Origin of the sequence: Staphylococcus marylandisciuri (genome assembly GCF_025519785.1) — a bacterium.
GTDB lineage: Bacteria > Bacillota > Bacilli > Staphylococcales > Staphylococcaceae > Staphylococcus > Staphylococcus marylandisciuri.
On record NZ_JAOPKZ010000011.1, the window covers coordinates 1 to 24,081 of the forward strand.

Here is a 24,081-nt window from a genome sequence, read left to right on the forward strand (position 1 = left end):
ACAGATTGTGTGTAGGCATATAAAATAATTTTCAACATCATTTTGGGGTGATATGAGGTAGCACCGCGATGATGCTTGAATTCATCGAATTCATTTTCAGGAATTGTTTCAACGATTTCATTAACATGTCGTGATAGATCATTTGTGGGGATTAGAACTGATGTTTCTATTGGTAGTGTAAGTTGAGTCATGTTATAATTTTTATACATAAGGCACCTCGTTAATTTAGTTTTATGGACTTAATTAAATTATACGAAAGGGCCTTATTTTTTTAAAGTATTTTGATGTAAATTTACATGTTAACACTGAGTATTTGTGGCGAGACTCCTGAGGGAGCAGTGCCAGTCGAAGACCGAGGCTGAGACGGCACCCTAGGAAAGCGAGCCAATAATACGAAGTATGGAATATGAAGAAGCACTCAGATGAAATGAAATAAATCATCTGAGTGCTATTTTTTTTGGGATTTATGTCCCAGCCTCTTTCTCTCTAGTCAAAGACCTTTATGTCCCAGCCTCTATGTTGGGGCCCACCCCAACTCGCTGTGCTTGTTGGGGGCGGGACAGAAATCTAATTTGAATAAAATGATTTCGTAGTCCTGCCCCGGCAAGGATGACTAGAATTGAAAAAAGCTTAATACAAGCGCATTTTCAAATCAGTCATCTACTGCCAAGATGTTGAAGAGGCTGGGATTTATGTCCCAGTTTCTCTTTGTTGGGGCCCCGCCCTCAGGAGTCTAAACACTTCGAATTAACATGTCATTTTACTTTTAAGGAGGTCGGGACATAAGCATTTCTGTCGACAATCCTGCTTTGGGACGGTGTTAATCGGTTTCCCAAAGCACAGAAACTTTATGTCTCAACCTCCGTTGAAATTGATTAACATCTTCTTAGATGATTGGTTAATCCCATAAGTTCGTCAATAAGTTTGTTTGGTTACGATCAGGACCCACAGAGAAGATTGAAATGCTTACGCCACATATTTCAGAAATACGTTCTAAATAACGACGCGCATTATCTGGTAACTCATCTAATGAGCGACAAGATGTGATATCTTCAGTCCAACCTGGAAGCTCTTCATAAATTGGCTTACATCGTTGTAACTCATCTAAGTTAGCTGGGTATTCAGTAATTCGTTCGCCATCAAGCTCATAAGCTGTACAAATCTTCACTGTTTCTAAACCTGTCAACACATCAATAGAATTGATAGATAAGTCTGTGATACCACTAACACGACGTGCATGACGGACAACGACTGAATCAAACCAACCCACACGTCTAGGGCGACCTGTTGTAGTACCATACTCACGTCCTACTTCGCGAATGTGGTGACCATCGTCATCAAATAATTCTGTTGGGAACGGACCGTCGCCTACGCGAGAAGTGTAAGCTTTACATACTCCAATCACTTTAGAGATGAAGGTAGGACCTACACCTGTACCTACTGTAACGTTACCTGCCACTGGGTTACTAGATGTAACGAATGGGTACGTTCCGTGGTCTATGTCGAGCATCACGCCTTGCGCACCCTCAAATAATACTTTCTCATCTTTCACAAAGGCATCATCTAATGTCTTCGCAGTATCTGTCACGAACGGAGCTAAACGTTGTCCTGCTTCATAATATGTCTCGAATATCTCATCAAACGTTGGACACGATTTATTGAACATACCTTGGAAGTAAGCTTCTTTATAATCAATATTTTCTTGCAGACGTTTTTTAAAGGACGCTTTATTTAGTAAATCAGCCATACGGATACCCATGCGCTGTGCTTTATCCACGTATGCTGGACCAATACCTTTCTTCGTTGTACCAATCTTATTATCGCCACGACGTTCTTCTTCGTATTCATCTTGCTTTAAATGGTAAGGCAAGATGACTTGCGCACGATTAGAAATGCGTAAGTTGTCTGTGGAAACACCGCGTTCATTTAAGCCATCTAATTCTTTTAAAAGTGCTACAGGATCTACTACTACACCATTACCGATCACTGCGAGTTTATCTTTATAAAAAATTCCAGACGGTACTAAGTGTAATTTATATGTTTCTCCATCAAACTTGATAGTATGACCAGCATTATTTCCGCCTGAAAAACGTGTAATGACATCTGCTTGTTCTGCTAAGAAATCTGTAATCTTCCCTTTACCTTCGTCTCCCCATTGTGTCCCAACTACTACGATTGATGACATATGAGCACCTCCAAGTTTATCTCATTTTAACCATTCAGTATTTTACCAATATTACTTTAAGATTGCAAATAAAAATCGAACATTATCATAAGTAATCAAAATTCTGTCCATCGAAGTTTCAACCTATCTTTACAGATCTTGAAAACTTTAATATCAAGCTATTATGTAGCTTAGCAAACATTATTTTAGCCGTACTTCCTAGTTTTAATAAGGCACCTAAACAAACATAAACCGTACAATAATTACGAATACGCAATTTATCGTACGGTTTAACACTTATTAACGATGTTTACATGTCTGCATGTGCATAATCGATATCAGTGAATTTATTATATTGTTTCATGAAGTGAAGCTTAACTGTACCTGTTGGGCCGTTACGCTGCTTAGCGATAATGATTTCTATTTCTCCATTATCATTATTGACTTGAGGTTCCATGCCTATATCCTCATCGTCATCATCTTCTCCTGCACGCTCGTAATAATCATCACGATATAGAAACGCTACGATATCAGCATCTTGCTCAATAGAACCAGACTCACGAATATCACTCATCATCGGACGTTTATCTTGCCGTTGTTCTACGCCACGGGAAAGCTGACTTAAAGCGATAACAGGACATTCAATTTCTCTGGCTATTGCTTTAAGTGTGCGGGATATTTCAGATACTTCTTGTTGACGGTTATCAGAGAAACGAGATCCACTACCTTGAAGTAACTGTAGGTAATCAATAACAACCATATCTAGCCCGTGCTCTTGTTTAAGACGGCGGCACTTAGAACGCACATCAGTTACACGAATGCCTGGTGTGTCGTCAATAAACAGTTTAGTATGAGATAGTTTACCAATAGAAGTAGTGAATCGATTCCAATCTTCCTCTTCCATGGTACCTGTTCTCAATCGATTTGAATCAATGTTACCTGTACTGCACAGCATACGCGTAACGAGTTGATCAGCGCCCATCTCTAGGGAGAAGATGCCGACGGTAAAGTTATCTTCGTGTGTTGCTACTTTTTGCGCAATATTTAGAGCAAAGGCAGTCTTACCCACTGAGGGACGTGCTGCTATGATGATTAAATCATTGCGATTAAACCCGGCAGTCATATTATCTAAATCACGATAACCAGTAGGGATACCTGGAGTTTGACCGCTATTTTGATCGAGCAACTCAGCGTTTTCATACACTTCTCCTAAGACATCAACGATATCTTTAAAGCCTTCACTTTCACGTGTAGAAGATATTTCTAAGATTCGACGTTCGGCATCATTAAGTACTTCATCTAATTCTAATTCGCTGTTATAACCATCATTTGCGATGCTCTCTGCTACTTGTATCAATTTGCGTTTAGTAGACAGTTTGAGCACGATGTCTGTGTAGTATTGAATGTTTCGAGTGGTCGGGACGTTGTTAGCTAGTTCTGCGAGATATTGAGGCCCACCCGCTTCACTTAGACATCCTTCTTGAGACAGTTGATCTACTAATGTGACACTATCGATATTCTTATTATCTTCATGAATGTGCATCATCGCACGGAAGATGTGTTGATGTGCACCTCTATAAAACGACTCAGGAAGTAAGACTTCCTGAGTTGCATTCATGAGTTCGGGATCGAGAAAAATGGCACCTAAAACAGATTGTTCCGCTTCATTACTATGCGGCATTTTGTTTTGTTCATACATTCCGTCCATTTGTTCTACACCTCATATCTCAATCCGTAATTAGTTTTGTTCTACTGTGTGCACGCGTATTGTTCCTTCTACTTCTTTGTCTAGCTTAACTGGAACATTCGTATAACCTAAGGCATGGATACCATGAGGTAAATCCATCTTACGCTTATCGATTTTAATATCATGTTGGTCTTGTAGTGCTGAAGCAATTTGTTTAGTGCTGATAGAACCGAAAAGCTTTCCACCTTCTCCAGTCTTAGCACTCACTTCTACTTCAATATTTTCTAGGCGTTCTTTTAATTCTTTGGCCTCGTCAATTTCTTGTTGTCTTTCTTGTTCAGCCCGTTTGTTTTGTTGTTGTAATTGTTTTAGATTGCCACTGTTAGCTTCTACAGCTAAGTTCTTTTTAAATAGGAAGTTGTTAGCGTAACCTACTGGTACATCTTTAACTTCACCTTTTTTACCTTTACCTTTAACATCTTGTGTGAATATTACTTTCATGCTTCGTCACTCCTACTTATTTGTTCTGTTATTGCCTGTTGTAATTGTTCTATCGCTTCATCTACTGTAACATCTTTCATCTGTGTAGCAGCATTCGTTAAATGCCCGCCTCCACCAAGTGCTTCCATAGTTAGCTGAACATTAAACGCACCGAGTGAGCGTGCAGACATACCTACTAAATTATCTTCACGTCGCGCTACTACATATGATGCCTCTACACCATCTAAACTTAACAACTCATCGGCAGCTTGTGCAACGGTGACGGGATGATAGATCTTGTCATCCGGTCCATGCGCTATAGCGACGCCATTATCTTGAAGATCTACTGTACGTATTAATTCAGTACGATTAATATAGGTATCTATATCATCTTTAAGGAAGTGTTGCGTTAGAATCGTATCGGCGCCGTGTGCTCTTAAATAGCTAGCAGCGTCAAACGTTCTTGAACCTGTGCGCAATGTAAAGTTACGAGTATCCACAATGATTCCGGCAAACATGACGGTTGATTCAAGTCTAGTGAGCCGTTGCTCAGTTGGTTGATACTCTAATAGTTCTGTAACCAGTTCTGCTGTAGAGCTGGCATAAGGTTCCATATAGACAAGTAGCGGATTAGATACAAAGCTTTCGCCCCGTCTGTGATGATCGATGACAACTTTTCTATTAGATTTATTTAGAATATTTTCATCGAGAACCATTTCAGGTTTATGCGTATCAACTACGACTAATGTTGTCTTAGAAGTCATGATATCCCAAGCTTCGTCAGAGGTAATGAAACGCTCTTTTAACTCTGGTTTCTCATCGACAGCATTCATGACCCGTCTTAATGTCGGATCGATATCGGACTCGTTAAGGACGACGTATGCATCGAGATTATTCATCATCGCAAAGCGCGTCACACCGATAGCAGCACCGATAGCATCTAGGTCAGGACGCTTATGACCCATCACGATCACTTTGTCGCCTTCCATAATAATATCTTTTAACGCGTGAGAAATAACTCGTGCTCTAACACGCGTACGCTTTTCCATAGGATCAGTCTTACCGCCATAGAAACGTACGTTACCGTTAATATGCTTAATCGCTACTTGGTCACCGCCTCTTCCTAGAGCTAAGTCTAGCCCGGACTGAGACAGTTCACCTAGATCAATCAGATTCTCAGAGCCTTCTCCCACACCGATACTGAGTGTGAGCTGCGCGCGATAACCGACGCTTTTCTCTCTTAATTGACTTAAGATATCAAAGTTACTATCTTCTACTTCATTTAATATACGTTGATTCAAATACGCCACAAACTGATCAGAACTGTAACGTTTAAAGTAAATATTGTATTCAGAAGCCCATCGGCTAATTACACGTGTTACCATTGAGTTAATTTCTGAGCGTTGCGTATCATTCATATTTTGCGTAATTTCATCATAGTTATCTAAGAAAAGCGTTGCAATGATCGGTTTTGATTCTTCATATAACTCGTTCGTTTTAACCTCTTCAGTTATATCGAAGAAATACAGGATGTTTTCATCTTCTGCATGGCGTACACGATAATGATAGCCATGATCTTCAATTTCAATTTCTTGCGTCTTCTCTAACTGCTTTAAAATATTTGGATAAACCTCATTGACTGGATCTGAAATCACATTACGCTCAGAACGTTCAGTCATAAATTTGTTCATCCATTCAATATTTTCATTCTCATCTAAAATAATCATTCCGATAGGTAATTCTTTAATTGCAGTATCACTGCCAGCTGATATGTGTCCACTTAATTCTTCAACATAATTATCCATTTTTAACAAAGCTTTACGTACTAAGTATACCGACACGCTGATCATGACGATAAGTACGATAGCCGCAATCGTTGCCCAAACGTGGTTAAAGACAAACCAAGCGATGACAATTGCTACACCTGTTAACACCATTAAGATAAATGGCAAGATTAAAGCTTTTTTAGTGGATTGCCGGTTCATTCTTCCACCTCAAATCATTTTTTAATGATAGCTTTTAAATTCATCAGTAAGTCTACCATACCAATTAAGATAATGATTGGTGCAATTAATGAGATCAATGACCCTATCACCATCAACAGAATAATAATTGCTAAAGGCATCGCTTTCGACTTACCAAAGAAATGAATGACACTTAATCCCTGAATATACATACATAATGATAACACAACTTTAAAGTTTAAGACGATACTTTGAAAGGTAGAAGGTTCACTCACCGATGTAAACATAGTACATACAATTGCGATCACATATATGAACAGTAAAAAACGTGGCATTTGCCAAGCATAAAGCGGTTTAAATACCGGCGTTGCCACTTTAAATTTGCGTAAGATAGGAAAAGTAATCAACAAATTAAGTAACACAATGATGAAGATACTCACAATGATGTGACTTGGAAACTCCATTAAGAATTGATTCGTTGCAACATCTATTACCTGGTTATATTGATCTAACACACTCGTGCTCAGCTCTTTATCACTAAGAGTTGTGGGAAGATCTAACATCGTTCTTAGTGGTTGAACCAAGTCTTGTCCCTTAGGAAAGCGGTGAGTTACTTGTAAGATAAGTATAGCTATTAAAGTAAATAAACTTAAGTATGTAGTTGTGACGTAGAAAATACGCTCTTTAGTTGCGCGTTCTTTCAATAATTGTCCTATTACCCATCCTGTAATCAAGACGACGACCATAGCACTTAGCGTGATAACGTTACCGAACAAAGTAGTAATGATCACTGATACTAACGCTACTATGCCAAAACTTTCTTTATATTTATGCCATAATACAACGCCAGGAATGGTTGCGAAGAAACACAACACGAAACCTAGTGGAGGCAATAAATTTGTGACTAAAGCTACAATAGCAAATACGATAATACCTATGATGGTAGCTTTAGGATTTACTTTTGAAAACAATTTCGCCACTCCTATACTAAATTTGACTATAATAACCATTTTAACCTCTTTAAAAGGTTTATACAATTATTGTCAATTCTCCAAAGCGAATGTAAGAAGTGTTTTTTCTAGAATATAAAATTCAAAAATTAACGTCTAACTTTAGATATTTTTAAGAAATGATATAAGTTAGGTGCCCAATCATTAAAATTAAGTAAAAAACCATCGTGGCCGACATTATCGGGTACAAAGAAATGACGATGATATTTAAAGCGACGCCCCATCGCTCGTACTTGATCATCTGGATAGAGCAAATCATCAGTAAATCCAAGTGTTAATACTTTCGTTTCAAGAGACCCTAACACTTCATCTACATCATCCCGTCCTCGATCCAAATTATGACTATCTAAGACGTCAAGCAGCGTATAATAACAGTCTAAATCAAAGTTCTTCTTAAATTTATTCCCTTGATGTTTCTGATAGGAGACAACTTGATCAGGTGTGAACCGTTCATCATAACTTTTAGAGGAACGATAAGTTAAAAATCCTAGTTGACGAGCTATGCTTAACCCTTCTACTCCCCCTATATCCATCGCTTGTCTTGCTATTTCATTGAAAGCGCGGCTATAAGAAGACGTCTTATCCGTGGCAGCTAGAATGATCGCTTTATCCACTTGAAATTGTCTATTATATAAGAGTTCTTGAGCTTGCATACCACCTAAAGAGCCTCCGATTAATACGTTTATACGCTCATAGCCTAATGTTTTAATACCTAATTCTATGGCACGCACAATATCTCTCAGTGTTAGTTGGTGGGGAAAGTGCTCATCAGTCAGAGGTGAACTTGAACCAAAGGGGCTACCAATCACGTTGAAAGTTAAGAACTGATAATCGTGTACAGGCATGTAGCCACCATCAATAATTTCACGCCACCAGCCGGGGGCATCGTCAGTTCCATATGTGAGGTGATTGCCTGTTAGAGCATGACAAACGAGCGCGAGCGGCTGCCCTTTGTAACCTACGTGCTCATAACGTAACTTTAAATTCTGGATCAGTTCGCCAGATTCTGTCTGAAACTCACCTAGTTCTAAAGTATCAACGGTATAATACGTCATTATATTCGCCCCCTATTATTGAATAAACTTCTAGACTTTCCTCATTATTACTTAAAAGCTGACAGGTTCTGCGATATTTCGAATCAAAAAGGAGGTTGAGACGTAAGTTTCTGTGCTCTGGGATACCGATTAACGGCATTTCAAAAGGGAGCGGGACAGAAATCTAATTTGAATAAAAAGATTTCATAGTCCAGCCCAGGCAAAGACCATTATGTCCCAGTTTCTCTGTGTTGGGGCCCCCTGCTCAAACCCTCATCGCTTGTGTCCCGACCTCCATTAAATACTTATTATCCGAGTAACATATCGTTGGTAGTAGCACCGTGCTAACATAGTTGGTTGCTGAAGCTTCTCAGGGCCAAATCCCTCCGCTTCTCTGAATAAGATCATATTCATAATGTCATATTTTTAGATTAGTATAAGTTAGACTATATTCTAATAGAAAATTGCGAATAGTTCAATAAATATTCTTAGGGGTTAGACTTCCGTTTGTCTGATGTTAGACATACTTCTGTATTAAATCTCCTAGTCTTCCCTTTTCACCGCCTTAGTGTGATCGCTAGCACTTAGACTAGGTACTAACAAAAAAGGTTAAGACGTTAAGTGCTAGGTCGAATATCAATCTATACACTATCGTCTTAACCTCTCATTATACAGCACGACTATTATTCATCGACGCGTATTTCAGTCTTTCCACCCATAAACGGTACGAGTGCTTCAGGAATAGTTACTGATCCATCTTCATTTTGATAATTTTCAACAATAGCAGCAAACGTACGTCCCACTGCGAGACCGCTACCATTTAGTGTGTGTACAAATTCTGGGCGCGCATCTTTATCGCGTTTGAAACGAATATTTGCACGTCGAGCTTGGAAATCAGTAACGTTTGAACAAGAACTGATTTCTTTATAATCATTATAGCTTGGCAACCACACTTCTAAATCATATGTTTTACTCGCTCCGAATCCGATGTCACCAGTACATAAATTCACGCGACGGTATGGGAGTCCAAGTTCCTCTAAGATAGCCTCAGCGTTCAATGTTAGTTCTTCAAGCGCATCCCATGAATCTTCAGGCTTCTCGTAACGCACCATCTCAACTTTATCAAATTGATGTAGACGGATAAGTCCACGTGTATCACGTCCGGCAGATCCAGCTTCACTTCTGAAGCAAGCAGTCTGACCTGTAAATTTAGCAGGTAACTGATCTAAATCAATAATTTCATTACGGTAGAAATTAGTGAGTGGCACTTCAGCAGTTGGAATGGTATATAATCCTTCTTTCTCTACTTTAAACAGATCCTCTTCAAACTTAGGTAATTGTCCTGTACCGTACATTGAATCGGCATTGACTAATTGGGGCGCCATCATTTCAGTATATCCATGTTGTGTCGTATGTTTAGTAATCATGTAGTTCATCAAAGCACGTTCTAGTAAAGCGCCATCTCCAGTCAAGAACACAAAGCGAGCACCAGACACTTTAGCTGCACGATCAAAGTCTGCCATCTTCAAATCTTCTACTAAGTCCCAATGCGGTTTCGCTTCAAATTCAAACTCTCTCGGAGTACCCCAACGTTTCAACTCTACATTGTCTTCATCTGACTCACCTTCCGGCACATCATCATGGATTAAGTTTGGAATGCTCGCAAGCGTGTCTTTAAGTTCTTGGTTGACTTCATTTAGAGACGTGTCTACTTCTTTAATCTTGTCTCCTAACTCACGCATAGCTTTGATCACATCGTCAGCATCTTCTTTGTTGCGTTTCTTCTCAGCAATTTCACCGCTTACTTTATTACGTTCTGCTTTCATCTCTTCAGTCTTACTAATGTAATCACGACGCTTTTCATCCAATTCAAGGACACGATCGACAACAGATGGATCCATGCCACGCTTCGCAATCTTGTCCTTTACCATGTCTGTCTCAGTACGGAATAGTCGAATATCTAACATTGCTCTATCTCCTTCTTTAAATATATTTAGAGTTAGACGCATAAAAAATACCACGTCCCTCACAAGGGACGTGGTCTACGCGTTGCCACCCTATTTAACAGCTTAATGACTAATGATTAAGTCTGCACTCTCACTAAAATAACGGTTATTGCCGATTGTTCAAATATGTAGGTAGATTCACATTAAGGACGAATACTTGTTCACACCACCCACAAGTTCTCTGAAATCATCTCATTAATACTACTTAGCCTACGAACAATTTTATATTGAATTAACCTAAATATAGCAAATTGTTTAAAAACTTTCAAGCAGTCCCATCAGAGTTAATTTCGTTCTCTTTCAAATTATTGGGGGGAAGGTCACTATGTAACGCCTCTATTTAAAGGATATTCAAGTGAGTGGTCCCTAGATTAGAACCTCAACTTACTGACCTCCATCTATACTTCCCTTATAGGCACCTTCCTTTAAATAAGTAGCCACAGCTTCTATATCTTTATGAAACGGTCGATCTTCGGTTATTGAAGGTACTATATTTCGCAACGCATCATATTTAACACGCGTCTTAGGCGATAACTTATCTATACCTTGATATTCAACTGCTTGAAGCGCGATAATACTCTCGATAGCTAAAACACGACGCGCGTTTTCTACAATCTTGTAGCCATGGCGGGCAGCTATAGTTCCCATAGAGACGTGATCTTCTTGATTGGCCGAAGATGGAATTGAATCGACACTTGCCGGATGGGCTAACGTTTTATTCTCCGACACGAGGCTTGCAGCTGCATATTGCATGACCATAGCCCCACTTTGTAAACCTGGTTGGGGGCTCAAGAAGGCAGGCATACCATTATTTAATTGGGGATTAACTAATCGTTCCAGTCGCCGTTCTGCTACATTAGCTAACTCACTCATACCAATTTTTAAGAAATCTAACGCAAAGGCTACCGGTTGACCGTGGAAATTACCTCCAGAAATAACTAATATTTCGTCATCATCATCAAAGATAAGTGGATTATCATTCGCCGCATTCATTTCAAATTCCAGCTTTTCTTTAACATAATTAAATACTTGGAAGCTTGCCCCATGGATTTGCGGGATACAGCGTAAAGTGTAAGCGTCTTGAACGCGTAGTTCTGCTTGACGTGTCGTCAATTGAGATCCGTCTAACCAGTCTCTCATGCGCGCTGCTACCTCGATTTGTTCTTGAACATTTCGCACTTGATGCACTTTATCATTATAAGCGTCTATAATGCCATTTAACGCTTGATGTGTAAGTGAAGCAATCCACTCTGCTTGATAGCCTAAATGTTCCGCTTCAATATAACTTAACACACCCTGAGCAGTCATTGCTTGCGTTCCATTGATAAGTGCTAGACCTTCTTTGGCTTGTAATCGATGAGGAGCATGGTTTAACTCTTGTAGAACACTGCTACTAGCTCTAATTTCACCCTGATAACTCACATTACCCTCACCAATCAAAGCTAACGCTAAATGCGATAATGGTGCTAAGTCACCCGAAGCTCCAAGTGACCCTTGTTGTGGTATAACTGGTAAGATGCGCTGATTGATGAAGTACTTAAGCTGCTCAATTAGCTCTACTGTAACCCCTGAGTGACCTTTCAATAAAGTATTTAAACGTAAGATCATCATGACTAAGCTGACTTCTTCCTCAAAAGCTTCACCCACACCACACGCGTGGGAACGAATTAAATTGACTTGTAATTGATTGTATTCAGCATCATCAATGCGAACATCACTAAATAGGCCGAAGCCTGTAGTAATCCCATAAACCTTTGCTTTGCCTTTAATGATACGCTCCACAGTAGCACAACTTTGAGCTACTCGCTTCAGTGAATCTTCTGTTATTTCTACTTGTCCTTCTAAAGCTAAGAAGTGTTGAATATCACTAATAGATAATGTTTCCCCATTGAGCTTTAATTTCATAACCCATTCCCCCTTACGAGCATTTGTAAAAAGTATACGCTTACATTTCATTAGTGACAATGCTTCTTCCACAATCCGTAATGAGGTATTGAGTTAACATATTAGTAAGATAAAGTAGGGTGATAGCACTTCCCTTTCGAGTGCCTTGATTGACCTATATAAAAAATAGTTAAATTCTATTGACTATTAAGTTTACGAGGTATAGTATGATTTATTGTATTTGAAACATAGAGGAAAAAGTCAGATAGAAATCTAATGCGTGTTTGTTACACTTTCGTACCGTTGACCAAGATTCTAACAGAGCCAAGCAACTAGCACACGAGTCAATGTGTATTCGCTAGTCCGCATAATTCTAGTGTTAAATTTCCAAGCTCTTTCACTAAACTCATAGTAAAAGAGGCAAAAGCATTAATACTTTAACTACGCTCATGGATAATGAGAATGAATCAATGGTAAATCATTCAATTTCTTCTATAAAAACGAATGAGGACTCAAAGTCTAAGGGAGGTTCTCCAATGATGAAAACTTTATCAACAACTACTATCCCTCGTCGTAACGATGAAACACATAAAGGTGATTACGGTCGCATACTCTTGATTGGCGGCAATGCCAACATGGGTGGTGCAATCATGATGGCCGCAACTGCTTGCGTCTATAGTGGTAGTGGGCTTATTACTGTAGCTACTCATCCTAATAATCATGCCGCGTTACATTCTCGTTGCCCTGAAGCAATGGTGATTGATATGAATGATACGAAGACGTTAACTCAACATATTGAGAGTGTAGATTGTATACTCATAGGGCCAGGCCTTGGATGTGATTTCAAAGGTAATAACGCTATTACATTTCTTCTACAAAATATTCAAGAACATCAAACCTTAATCATCGATGGAGATGCGATTACAATATTTAGTAAGTTAAAGCCTCAATTACCAAATTGTCGTATCATCTTTACTCCACATCAGATGGAGTGGCAACGTTTAAGTGGTATTGAGATTGCCGATCAAACGCCGGAACGTAATTTAGAAGCGGCGCGTGAATTAAATGCTACAATTGTGTTAAAGCAACATGGAACCGAATTATACTTCGAGGAAAACACTTATAAGCTATCTATTGGAACACCTGCCATGGCTACTGGCGGTATGGGAGATACGCTAGCTGGTATGATTACAAGTTTTGTCGGCCAATTTGATAATCTTGAGGATGCTGTGACGAGTGCAACGTACATCCATAGTTATATTGGCGAAGAACTCTCCAAAACGATGTATGTCGTTCCGCCTACAAGTATTATTAATGAAATCCCACGAGCTATGAAACAATTAGAAGAGTAGTGGAGTTTCATGAAGTTGAGACATAAAGTTTCTGTGTTCTGGGAAAATGTTTAACGGCGTCCCAACACCAGGATTGTCGACAGATACGCGCACGACGCGACAAAATTTACAAACCCATTGTGCTCATCGTTCGGTGCTGCTCAACTCCTCAACGCTTTAGTCCGACCTCATAAATTCTTAAAAGAGGGGAGCGGGACAGAAATCTCTTTATTCAAATTAGATTTCTGCCCCGCTCCCTCTTATTTATACCATAATAGCTTTGCGACGTTCGACTGACATTGCTCGTAGAAACTCATTAACTCGTGGTTTAGCGTAAAAAAATTGAGGCTGGGACATAATGTAATGTCTCAACCTCTTCAACATCTCGGCAGTAGATGACTGATTTGAAAACTCGCTTGTATCAAGCTTTTTTCAATTCTAGTCATCCTTGCCGGGGCGGGACTACGAAATCTTTTTATTTAAATTAGATTTCTGTCCCGCTCCCTCTTTCAGCATCTTGGCAGTAGATGACTGATTTAAAAAGGCGCTTGTATCAAGCTTTTTTTAATTCTAGTCATCCTTGCCGGGGCGGGACTACGAAATCTCTTTGTTCAAATTAGATTTCTGTCCCGCTCCCTTCAACATCTCGGCAGTAGATGGCTGATTTGAAAACGCGCTTGTATCAAGCTTTTTCAATTCTAGTCATCTTTGCCGGGGCGGGACTACGAAATCTTTTGTTCAAATTAGATTTCTGTCCCGCTCCCAATTGATCGATGAGTTTAACGTATTGAGCTACTCGTTATCGTCCTCATCCTGTTGAATATCCTCATTAACACGATCCATAAAGTCTTGTCTTAATTCTGTAGGCCCTTCGTCAGTAGACTGACCAGAAGCCTCTTCGTGTGTATCTAATTCTGTATGAATGGCATTACCTGGTGCGTCATCTTCAATGACTTCTTCTTGAGTTGGAGTGCCAGGTTCAACATTTTCACTGCCTTCCTGTGTATCCTCCGCTTCTTCTTCTTTAACTTTAGCTACGGTAGCGACGTGTTGATTCTCACCTAAGCGAATGAGCCTTACACCTTGAGCTGCACGACCATTCTGAGATATGTTTTGTACATCCATCCGTATGATCACACCATGATTAGTCACTACCATGATATCCTCGTCGCCGTTCACTGTAGTGATGCAAACAATATTTCCATTACGTTCAGTGACAGTAGCTGTCTTAATACCTTTTCCACCACGGTTTGATAGACGGTATTCATTAACCGGCGTCCGTTTACCATAGCCGTGTTCAGTTACTACGAGAATTTCATCTTCACTGTTCTCATGTGCGACATCTAAACCGACCACTACATCATTTTCTCTTAAACTAATCCCTTTAACACCAGCCGCATTTCGACCTAGTGGACGCAACGTACTTTCTTTAAAGCGAATTAGAGAGGCATGCGCAGTACCTAATAAGATGTCTTCTGAACCATCTGTTAAACGTACCGCTATAAGCTCATCATCTTCTTTGAAACTAATTGCTATCTTACCGTTTTTATTTATATGAGAGAAGTTACTTAATGCTGAGCGTTTGACGATACCGCGTTTCGTCGCGAAGACCAAGAAGTGATCTTCAGTAGTAAGGTCTTGAACAGCTATCATGGTGCTGATACTCTCATCTGTATCGAGCTCTATAGCGTTAACTACCGGTATACCTTTAGACTGACGTGAGAGTTCTGGCACTTCGTAACCTTTGAGTTTATACACACGTCCTTTATTAGTGAAGAAGAGCACGTGATCATGGGTACTTAACGTCACTAGCTGACTTACAAAGTCCTCTTCAAGCGTATTCATACCTTGTACGCCCCGGCCTCCTCGATTCTGAGAACGATATGTAGAGACGGGTAAACGCTTAATGTAATTATTATGACTTAAAGTGATGACAATTTGTTCTTCAGGTATGAGGTCTTCATCCTCAATGTTGTCGATACTACCGAGCTGAATTTCAGTTCTTCGCTCATCTCCGAAACGATCACGTATCTCAATCAATTCATCTCGCACAATTTGTAATAACAACTCGTCATCAGCTAAGATTTCTTTTAATTCTTTAATATATTGCACAAGCTCGTTGTATTCTGATTCAACCTTATCTCTTTCTAATCCTGTGAGGCGTCTCAAACGCATATCTAGGATAGCTTGAGCTTGTCTGTCGGTAAGTTTAAAGCGCTCTTGTAAACGCTCCATAGCGATCTTATCAGTTTCAGATTCACGAATTGTATTGATGATTTCATCGATGTGATCTAATGCTATTCTTAAACCTTCTAATATATGAGCGCGATCTTGTGCTTTCTTAAGATTATATTCCGTACGGCGACGCACTACTACTTTTTGATGATCTAAGTAATGTACTAAAGCCTCTTTGAGGGAGATCAGTTTAGGTCGGCCATTGACTAACGCGATCGTATTTACTCCGAAAGACGTTTGCAATGGCGTTAGTTTGTACAAGTTATTTAAGATAACGTTCGCATTGGCGTCTTTACGGATATCAATAACTACGCGTACGCCTGTACGAAGACTTGTTTCGTCTCTCAAATCAGTAATGCCATCTACTTTTTTGTCTCGTGCAAGTTCAGCAATTTTTTCAATCATACGTGCTTTATTAACTTGATAAGGAATTTCTGTTACAACGATGCGTTGGCGTCCTCCGCCACGTTCTTCTATTTCAGCACGGGCGCGCATTTGAATAGCGCCCCGTCCTGTTTCATAAGCTCGTCGAATACCACTTTTACCCATAATCAAGCCTGCAGTAGGGAAGTCTGGACCTTGAATATCTTCCATCAACTCTCCGACTGTGATGTCTGGATTATGACTTAAACTTAATACACCATTAATGATTTCCGTTAAATTGTGAGGTGGGATGTTCGTTGCCATACCCACTGCGATACCACTTGCACCGTTAACGAGCAGGTTAGGGAAACGTGAAGGTAAGACTACTGGTTCTCTTTCTGTACCGTCATAGTTATCGATAAAGTCGATCGTATCTTTATTAATATCACGTAACATTTCTAAGGTGATCTTAGTCATCTTAGCCTCAGTGTAACGCATAGCTGCTGCGCCATCGCCGTCCATCGAACCAAAGTTACCTTGCCCGTCTACAAGGGGATAACGATAACTGAAGTTCTGAGCCATTCTCACCATGGCTTCATATATTGAAGAGTCGCCGTGTGGATGGTATTTACCCATGACATCACCAACGATACGCGCTGACTTTTTATATGGTTTATCAGGCGTCATTCCCTGCTCATTTAACCCGTACAATATACGACGATGTACAGGTTTGAGTCCATCTCTTACGTCTGGTAAGGCACGCGATACGATGACACTCATCGCATAGTCTAAGAACGATTCACGCATTTCATTCGTAATATTACGTTCATTAATTCTTGATTCAGGTAGTTCAGACATCAAGGTGTCCTCCTTCAAAATTTCGGTTCATGATTTTAGAAATCTAGGTTGGCGTAAACTGCATTATCTTCTATAAATTGTCTACGATTCTCAACTACGTCGCCCATCAACATTTCAAACGTTTGGTCGGCATCTATGGCATCGTCTAAAGTGACTTGTAACATTGAGCGATGCTCAGGGTTCATCGTCGTTTCCCACAATTGATCAGCGTTCATCTCACCCAAACCTTTGTAACGAGAAATTGATAACTTTTGAGATGAAGATAACTCTGATTTCAATTTATCTAATTCACGATCGTTGAAGACATAGTATTTTTGCTTGCCTTGCGTCACTTTATATAAAGGTGGCTGTGCAATATAGACATAACCCGCTTCAATTAACGGTCTCATGTAACGGTAGAAGAATGTGAGTAATAACGTCCGTATATGAGCCCCATCCACATCTGCATCTGTCATGATAATGATGCGATGATAACGCGCTTTACTGAGGTCGAATTCACCGCCAATACCTGTACCGAAAGCGGTAATCATTGAGCGAATTTCATTGTTGTTAAGGATTCTATCTAAGCGTGATTTCTCGACATTTAGGATCTTTCCTCTCAACGGTAAGATAGCCTGAGTCGTCGAATCTCGACCTTCTTTCGTAGACCCCCCGGCAGAGTCCCCTTCGACGATAAATATCTCACTCACTTCAGGATCTTTACTTGAACAATCAGCGAGTTTACCTGGCAGGCTAGAGACTTCTAAAGCTGACTTACGGCGTGTCACCTCGCGTGCTTTTTTAGCAGCTACTCTCGCTCTTGAAGCCATTATTCCTTTATCCACGATCACGCGTCCTACTTGAGGATGTTCATATAGGAAGCGCTCAAATTGTTCCGAGAATAACTTGTCTACGATTTGGCGAACCTCAGAATTACCGAGTTTAGTTTTCGTTTGACCTTCAAATTGTGGATCACCATGTTTGATGGAGACAACTGCTGTCAGACCTTCTCTAGTGTCTTCACCGGATAACTTATCTTTATCGTCTTTAATAATCTTACTCTGAATTCCATAACTATTAAGGATGCGTGAAAGCGCACGTTTAAATCCTTCTTCGTGCGTGCCCCCTTCATAGGTATGAATATTATTAGCATACGTGAGTAAATTTGTAGCGAAACCGCTGTTATATTGCAAAGCGATTTCTACTTCGACATCGTCTTTAGTTTGATGAATGTAAATCGGTTCATCGTGAAGTGGTTCTTTATTCTCATTCATCATTTCAACGTATGACTTGATACCACCTTCATAGTGATACTTGTCCTCAGTTACTTCATCTTCATCACGTTCGTCACGCAACGTAATCATGATACCTTTATTTAAAAAGGCAAGCTCCTTAATACGTTGTTGTAAAGTATCATAATCATATACTGTCGTTTCCGTAAAAATATCAGAGTCAGCTTTAAATCTTATTTCTGTACCTGTATGATCGTCGTCTGTTTCACCTATTACTTTAAGGTCGAAAAGCGGTACGCCGCGTTCGTAAGCCTGATGATAAATCTTGTTATCGATATGTACATAGACTTCTAATCGTTCAGATAAAGCGTTAACCACAGAAGAGCCCACGCCATGAAGACCACCTGAGACCTTGTAACCGCCTCCGCCAAATTTACCACCGGCATGAAGCACTGTTAGTATGACTTCCACTGCTGGGCGCCCCATCTTTTCATGCATACCTACAGGGATACCACGACCATTATCAGTTACCTTGATCCAATTATCCTTCTCAATCGTCACTTCAATAGTATCTGCATAGCCTGCTAACGCTTCATCGATACTGTTATCTACGATTTCCCAAACGAGATGGTGTAGACCTCTCTCTGACGTTGAACCGATATACATTCCAGGACGTTTGCGTACTGCTTCAAGACCTTCTAATACTTGTATTTGTCCAGCGCCATAATTTTCCGTGTTGTTCACATCTGACAATGCTTCCACCTTCACTTTCTATTACTTAGTAATTTCGCCTTCTTTAATGCGATACAGTTTCGCATTTCTCATAATCTCATGATCAATACCATCTACTGAGGTTGTCGTCACAAATGTTTGTACTTTGTGTTGAATCGTGCTCAATAAATGCGATTGACGTGAGTCATCTAACTCACTTAACACGTCGTCTAATAGCAGAATGGGGTATTCGCCTACTTCTACCTTCATCAGCTCAATTTCTGCAAGTTTAATTGACAAGGCGGTCGTACGTTGCTGACCTTGCGAGCCATAGGTTTGTGTGTCCATGCCATTGACGTCGAAACCTAAGTCGTCTCGATGTGGTCCATATAAACACACGCCTCTTTCTATTTCCCGATCCATGTTATCGCTTAATGTCTTGAAGACGTCTTCAATTAATTCCGATTCCTTCCCACTCATATCACTTAATTTAATACTAGGTAAGTACTTGAGTTTGAGTTTCTCGCGCGCATCTGTAATACCTTCATGGATTGGTTGGGCGAGAGCTTCAAGTTCCTTAATAAATTGATTTCTGCGTATCGTAACTTTATAAGCGTATTCGGCAAACTGTTGATTTAAGACTTCCAGCATAGTGCTATCAGTCTTATTTCCATGTTGTAGTTGCTTTAAATAGTTGTTTTTTTGCTTGAGGATACGTTGGTATTGAGCTAGATCATTAAGATATACTGCTGAGATTTGTCCTAGCTCCATATCGATAAATCGCCTTCTAATTTGCGGGGAACCTTTAACTATATTTAAATCCTCGGGCGCAAATAATACGACGTTGAGATGGCCGACATATTGAGTGAGTTTGCTTTGTTCTAAATGGTTTACCTTGACCTGCTTACCCTTTTTAGTGATAAACATGGTGAGTGGCATCTCTCCGAATCGGTAATCTAGCGCGCCCTCTATCTTTGCGTAATCACTGTTGAAGCGAATGAGTTCTTTATCATGAGAAGTACGATGACTTTTCGCTAATGCAAGCACATAAATAGACTCTAGAAGATTGGTCTTACCTTGAGCGTTATCACCTATTAAGATGTTTACCTCTGGGTGACAATCAAGTTGAATCGATTCGTAATTTCGATAATTTTCAAGTTGGAGTGTGTTTAATTTCATTCTTCACCTTGATACGCAATGAGGTAAGAGCTTATTTCAGGTATTTCAGGAATATCAATTCTGTCTTGATGAGCAAGCTTCTTGCCACGTCTTGTTTCACGTACGCCGTTTATTAAGACTTCGAAATCTAGTAAAAACCATTTCGCTTGTCCACCAGATTCAATAATTGCTTCATTCTTTAAAAATTGACCTAAAGTAATCTCATTATCAACGACTACTGTTTCTACCAACTGACTCACTCCAATCCATGTTGTTACTACATCATTATACCTTTTTTCAGCTAAAATTTCATGTCTTGACGGGTTAAAATCAACTGATTTTTACGCATTTACAACTTAATTATTTATCTGCGCGTACGATAAAACTTTGTAGTATCAACTATTGAGTATGTATTGATAGTAATCTACTGAATTTTGAATTTTAAGGGGGTATTTAGAGTAAATAACCCATTCTTGATAGATATATCCTTTTTTAAAATTATAGCTAAAATTAAAGCTCTAAATGTATTTAAAATCTAAATATGGATTACCTTTCTAATATTTTAGCTCACTTAGAATAATAAATAGGAAAACTCGGCCTTTACGTTTAGAGCCACTAGATGATCAGGGGGCCCCAACAAAGAGAAACTGGTAAACCAGTTTCTACAAGCACAGCGAGTTGGGGTGGAAAAGCAAAGCCATTCAATATGAATTATTGATTATAAAGAAGTAGGGAGCGGGACAGAAATCTAATTTGAATAAAAAAATTTCGTAGTCCCGCTCCGGCAAGGATGACTAGAATTGAAAAAAGCTTGATACAAGCGCATTTTCAAATCAGTCATCTACTGCCAAGATGTTAAAAGGCTGGGATTTATGTCCCAGCCTCCTCTGTTTCGCTGATATTATATTTTAAAAGATTTACGGTTGCTAGATTGAAGACGATGTAGAAATTGTTAATAAGTACGAATCGGTAATATCAATTGAGTGACTGTGTCATCATCCTTAGGTTTGAGGATGAATGGTTTCATCGTTCCAAAGAATTCTACATCTACGTCATCATTATCGATGGCTTTTAAGGCGTCCATCATGTATTTAGAGTTAAATGAAATCTTAAGGTTACCACCTTCAACTTCATTTGCTTCAACTTCTTCTTTCACCGTACCAATTTCTGGAGAAGTAGAGGAAAGTTCAACTATTTGATTACCTGTACTTAATTTGATGACATTGTTTCCACCTTCACGCGCTAATAAAGAAGCTCTGTCAATCGCGTGGTAGAATTCCCCATTATTTAACCCTAATTTAATCTCATAATTCTCAGGGAATAAACGAGACGTATCAGGATAATGGCCTTCTAGTAAACGAGAGATAAAGTTAATATGACCTACGCGGAATAAGACTTGATTTGAAGCGAAGAAGATATCTATCGTTTCGTCACTATCTGAAACAATCTTATTCAACTCAGCTAGAGCTTTACCTGGAATGATGACATTTTTATCATCTGATTCATCTTCTAAAGCAAGCTTTCTTACAGCTAAGCGATGAGAGTCAGTTGCTGTGCATATTAATTCATTGTCTTGTATAAGCCAATTCACTCCCGTTAATACTGGCCGTGTTTCTGACGTGGACACTGCAAAATTGGTTTGTGCAATTACGTTTTTTAGCACTTTTACCGGAATTTGAATAGCGTCATCTCTTGAAACTTCAGGTAACAGTGGATATTGGTCTGGGTCTAAACCGCTTAGGTTAAATTCAGAATGACCAGAAGTGATAAGTGTTTGGAACTGTTCATTAGTTGCTAATTTAACATCTCTGCCTGGCAATTTCTTGATGATATCCACAAAGAAACGACCAGGGAGGACAACTGAGCCTTCTTCAGAAATAGTGACAATGTCTTCGCCGTCAACTTGTTTAGGTATAGTAATTTCGATGGAGATTTCAGAGTCCGAACCGGTAAGTATGACTTCACTTTGTTTAGCGTCGATCTTAATACCGGTAAGTACAGGTAAAGTAGTTCTAGGTGAAATGGCTTTGAGTGTGTCATTCAGTTGATTAATAAAGTAATCACGTTTAATTGAAAATTCCATTATAATTCTAAACTCCTTCCAGTCGTTTATATTAATTATATAGGTTTTAAATTCGTAGTAATAGTAGTAGGGCCTGTTAATTAGTGGATAACTCGATTCATTTCAGAGTCGCCAAGGTTATGAACATGTGGATAAAGTGTGGGTGGTCTGTTTCCTTTTTCCACAATATCCACAATTACACGTTTAGTTTTACCACTTTTTTTACGTCATCAAATCTAAATTTATTATTTTGTACTCAATTATATTTATAGATTACGAACTTCTTTTTCTAAGTTCTCAACTTCCTGTTTAAATGTAGGATCGCCTTGCATATCTCGAGCAACTTTATCATGCGCGTGTATCACTGTAGTGTGGTCTCTGCCGCCAAATTCCTCACCGATTTTAGGTAAAGAAAAATCAGTTAGCTCACGTGATAGGTACATAGCAATCTGCCTTGGATAGGCAATGGATTTCGTTCTCTTCTTAGCACTAAAGTCCTCTATGCGCACGCTATAATATTCTCCCACTACTTTTTGGATGTCTTGTATAGTAATCTTTTTAGATTTAGGGGTTTGAATTAAGTCTTTCAGAGCAGTGGCCGTCAGCTCTGTAGTGACAGGCTCGCCCTGTAACTTAGACAGTGCGATAACGCGTGTTAAAGCGCCTTCTAACTCTCTGATATTAGTCTGGATTTGATTCGCAATATAAGTTAATGCTTCGGTTGGAATCTCTAAATTCTCTTCCTCAGTTTTCTTCTGTAAAATTGCCATCCGTGTCTCATAATCTGGTGGCGTAATATCAACGATTAGTCCCCATTCAAAGCGCGAGCGTAAACGATCTTCTAATTTAGAAATCTCTTTAGGTGGCCGGTCACTTGAGATCACAATTTGTTTATCCGCTTGATGTAGCTCATTGAAAGTATGGAAGAACTCTTCTTGTGTTTGTTCTTTATCTTGAATAAATTGAATATCATCAATGAGTAAGACGTCGATGTTGCGGTACTTCTCTCTGAACTTATCTGATTCATTTTGACGGATGGATTGAATAAACTCGTTCGTGAACTTCTCACTTGAGGTATATAACACTTTCATATTTGGATTTCGCTCAAGCACGTTATGACCAATGGCTTGCATGAGATGCGTCTTACCTAGTCCTACGCCTCCATAAATAAAGAGTGGATTGTAGGCTTCGGCTGGAGCTTCTGCTACTGCAAGGCTTGCAGCGTGCGGGAAGCGGTTACCTGGCCCGATGACGAACGTTTCAAATGTATTGTGGTCATTAAACTGTTCTTTACCTATAGAAGCTTCATCTACACTTGGAGTCGGCTGCGTATTGAGTTGTTGCGTGCTGGGTGCTTTAGCTTTCTGGACTTCTGCATATTCTTCTTCAGAGTAGAAGATCGGTGCAATTTCATGATCGAGCGCTCTGTAAAGTATCGTTTGAATGAGTTCGAAATAATGTTTATTCAACCATTTAGCTTCAAAGCCACTTTCTGTAAGAATGACAGCTTCATCATTCTTTAAGGATTCTAATCTTGTAGGCTTGAAGAAAGTGTTGAAACTAACGTTAGAAACTTCTTCTTTAACCAACGAGAGCACTTTGTCCCAAATTTCTTGTTCTGACATAATCACTAACTCCATTTTCATAAATTTTTAGTTATACACATTACTAACAATAGTTTGAGTAAAAAACTAACAGGGTGTGAATAATTATCCACAACTTAATCACAAACAGTGGATAACTTTCTCAATTTATTCTATTATACACAATAAATATGACTTTTTTCAGATAATATAATTATTGATGTAGCAACACTTTAGATGAGTTATCCACACAATTATACTTTTTAACAAATACTACTGTCAAATAGGTGTGAATATGTGCTCATTTTATGAAAAAAACTGTGGATATTATTATTTTATC

At 39.3% G+C, this 24,081-nt stretch carries 16 protein-coding genes, 1 riboswitch and 1 other annotated feature; of the genes, 1 reads left to right on the plus strand and 15 read right to left on the minus strand.

Features of this window, described 5'->3' with window-relative positions:
• The 9 genes from N9R04_RS07190 to hutH all read right to left on the minus strand — a co-directional run.
• Positions 1 to 209 (minus strand): transposase (locus N9R04_RS07190; RefSeq protein ID WP_506005088.1); only part of this gene is annotated, 209 nt, incomplete at its 3' end.
• 689 nt (positions 210 to 898) lie between these two features.
• On the minus strand, positions 899 to 2,185 hold the full coding sequence (locus N9R04_RS07195) for an adenylosuccinate synthase (RefSeq protein ID WP_262856041.1): 1,287 nt from the start codon (positions 2,183 to 2,185) through the stop codon (positions 899 to 901).
• Between the two features lie 289 nt (positions 2,186 to 2,474).
• A complete protein-coding gene (dnaB, locus tag N9R04_RS07200; protein WP_262856042.1) occupies positions 2,475 to 3,872 on the minus strand; it encodes a replicative DNA helicase in 1,398 nt (465 codons plus the stop codon).
• A gap of 30 nt (positions 3,873 to 3,902) precedes the next feature.
• Entirely contained in the window at positions 3,903 to 4,352 is a 450-nt protein-coding gene (rplI, locus tag N9R04_RS07205) for a 50S ribosomal protein L9 (protein ID WP_262856043.1), read from the minus strand.
• Positions 4,349 to 6,316, minus strand: a complete 1,968-nt coding sequence (locus N9R04_RS07210; RefSeq protein WP_262856044.1) for a DHH family phosphoesterase — start codon at positions 6,314 to 6,316, stop codon at positions 4,349 to 4,351. The genes rplI and N9R04_RS07210 overlap by 4 nt, the downstream gene beginning before the upstream one ends.
• Before the next feature lie 14 nt (positions 6,317 to 6,330).
• Positions 6,331 to 7,266: a YybS family protein gene (locus N9R04_RS07215; RefSeq protein WP_262856045.1), complete on the minus strand. Its 936-nt coding sequence runs from the start codon at positions 7,264 to 7,266 to the stop codon at positions 6,331 to 6,333.
• Between the two features lie 128 nt (positions 7,267 to 7,394).
• Positions 7,395 to 8,360, minus strand: coding sequence for a homoserine O-acetyltransferase MetX (gene metX, locus N9R04_RS07220; protein ID WP_262856046.1), 966 nt, complete (start codon positions 8,358 to 8,360; stop codon positions 7,395 to 7,397).
• 281 nt (positions 8,361 to 8,641) lie between these two features.
• Positions 8,642 to 8,744, minus strand: a riboswitch (SAM riboswitch).
• A gap of 278 nt (positions 8,745 to 9,022) precedes the next feature.
• Positions 9,023 to 10,306 (minus strand): serine--tRNA ligase, encoded by a 1,284-nt coding sequence (gene serS / locus N9R04_RS07225; protein ID WP_262856047.1) that lies wholly within the window; start codon positions 10,304 to 10,306, stop codon positions 9,023 to 9,025.
• A 61-nt stretch (positions 10,307 to 10,367) separates the two neighbouring features.
• Positions 10,368 to 10,572 (minus strand) — a binding site (T-box leader).
• Positions 10,573 to 10,729: 157 nt separating this feature from the next.
• The gene (hutH, locus tag N9R04_RS07230; RefSeq protein ID WP_262856048.1) at positions 10,730 to 12,250 is read right to left on the minus strand and encodes a histidine ammonia-lyase; all 1,521 of its coding nucleotides are present in this window, start codon (positions 12,248 to 12,250) and stop codon (positions 10,730 to 10,732) included.
• A 518-nt stretch (positions 12,251 to 12,768) separates the two neighbouring features.
• On the opposite strand from hutH, the gene N9R04_RS07235 reads away from it, so the two are divergent.
• A complete protein-coding gene (locus N9R04_RS07235; protein ID WP_262856126.1) occupies positions 12,769 to 13,581 on the plus strand; it encodes an NAD(P)H-hydrate dehydratase in 813 nt (270 codons plus the stop codon).
• A gap of 771 nt (positions 13,582 to 14,352) precedes the next feature.
• Here N9R04_RS07235 and gyrA read toward each other — a convergent pair.
• The 6 genes from gyrA to dnaA form a co-directional block, all read right to left on the minus strand.
• Positions 14,353 to 17,016 (minus strand): DNA gyrase subunit A, encoded by a 2,664-nt coding sequence (gene gyrA, locus N9R04_RS07240; protein WP_262856049.1) that lies wholly within the window; start codon positions 17,014 to 17,016, stop codon positions 14,353 to 14,355.
• A gap of 35 nt (positions 17,017 to 17,051) precedes the next feature.
• Entirely contained in the window at positions 17,052 to 18,989 is a 1,938-nt protein-coding gene (gene gyrB / locus N9R04_RS07245; RefSeq protein WP_262856050.1) for a DNA topoisomerase (ATP-hydrolyzing) subunit B, read from the minus strand.
• Between the two features lie 12 nt (positions 18,990 to 19,001).
• Positions 19,002 to 20,117 carry a DNA replication/repair protein RecF gene (gene recF / locus N9R04_RS07250; protein WP_262856051.1) on the minus strand — a complete coding sequence of 372 codons (1,116 nt, stop codon included), beginning with the start codon at positions 20,115 to 20,117 and terminating at the stop codon, positions 19,002 to 19,004.
• On the minus strand, positions 20,114 to 20,347 hold the full coding sequence (gene yaaA / locus N9R04_RS07255) for a S4 domain-containing protein YaaA (RefSeq protein ID WP_262856052.1): 234 nt from the start codon (positions 20,345 to 20,347) through the stop codon (positions 20,114 to 20,116). Before yaaA ends, recF begins: the two co-directional genes overlap by 4 nt.
• Positions 20,348 to 21,048: 701 nt before the next feature.
• Entirely contained in the window at positions 21,049 to 22,182 is a 1,134-nt protein-coding gene (gene dnaN, locus N9R04_RS07260) for a DNA polymerase III subunit beta (RefSeq protein WP_262856127.1), read from the minus strand.
• A gap of 242 nt (positions 22,183 to 22,424) precedes the next feature.
• Positions 22,425 to 23,783, minus strand: coding sequence for a chromosomal replication initiator protein DnaA (gene dnaA, locus N9R04_RS07265; protein WP_262856053.1), 1,359 nt, complete (start codon positions 23,781 to 23,783; stop codon positions 22,425 to 22,427).
• Positions 23,784 to 24,081: the final 298 nt, after the last annotated feature.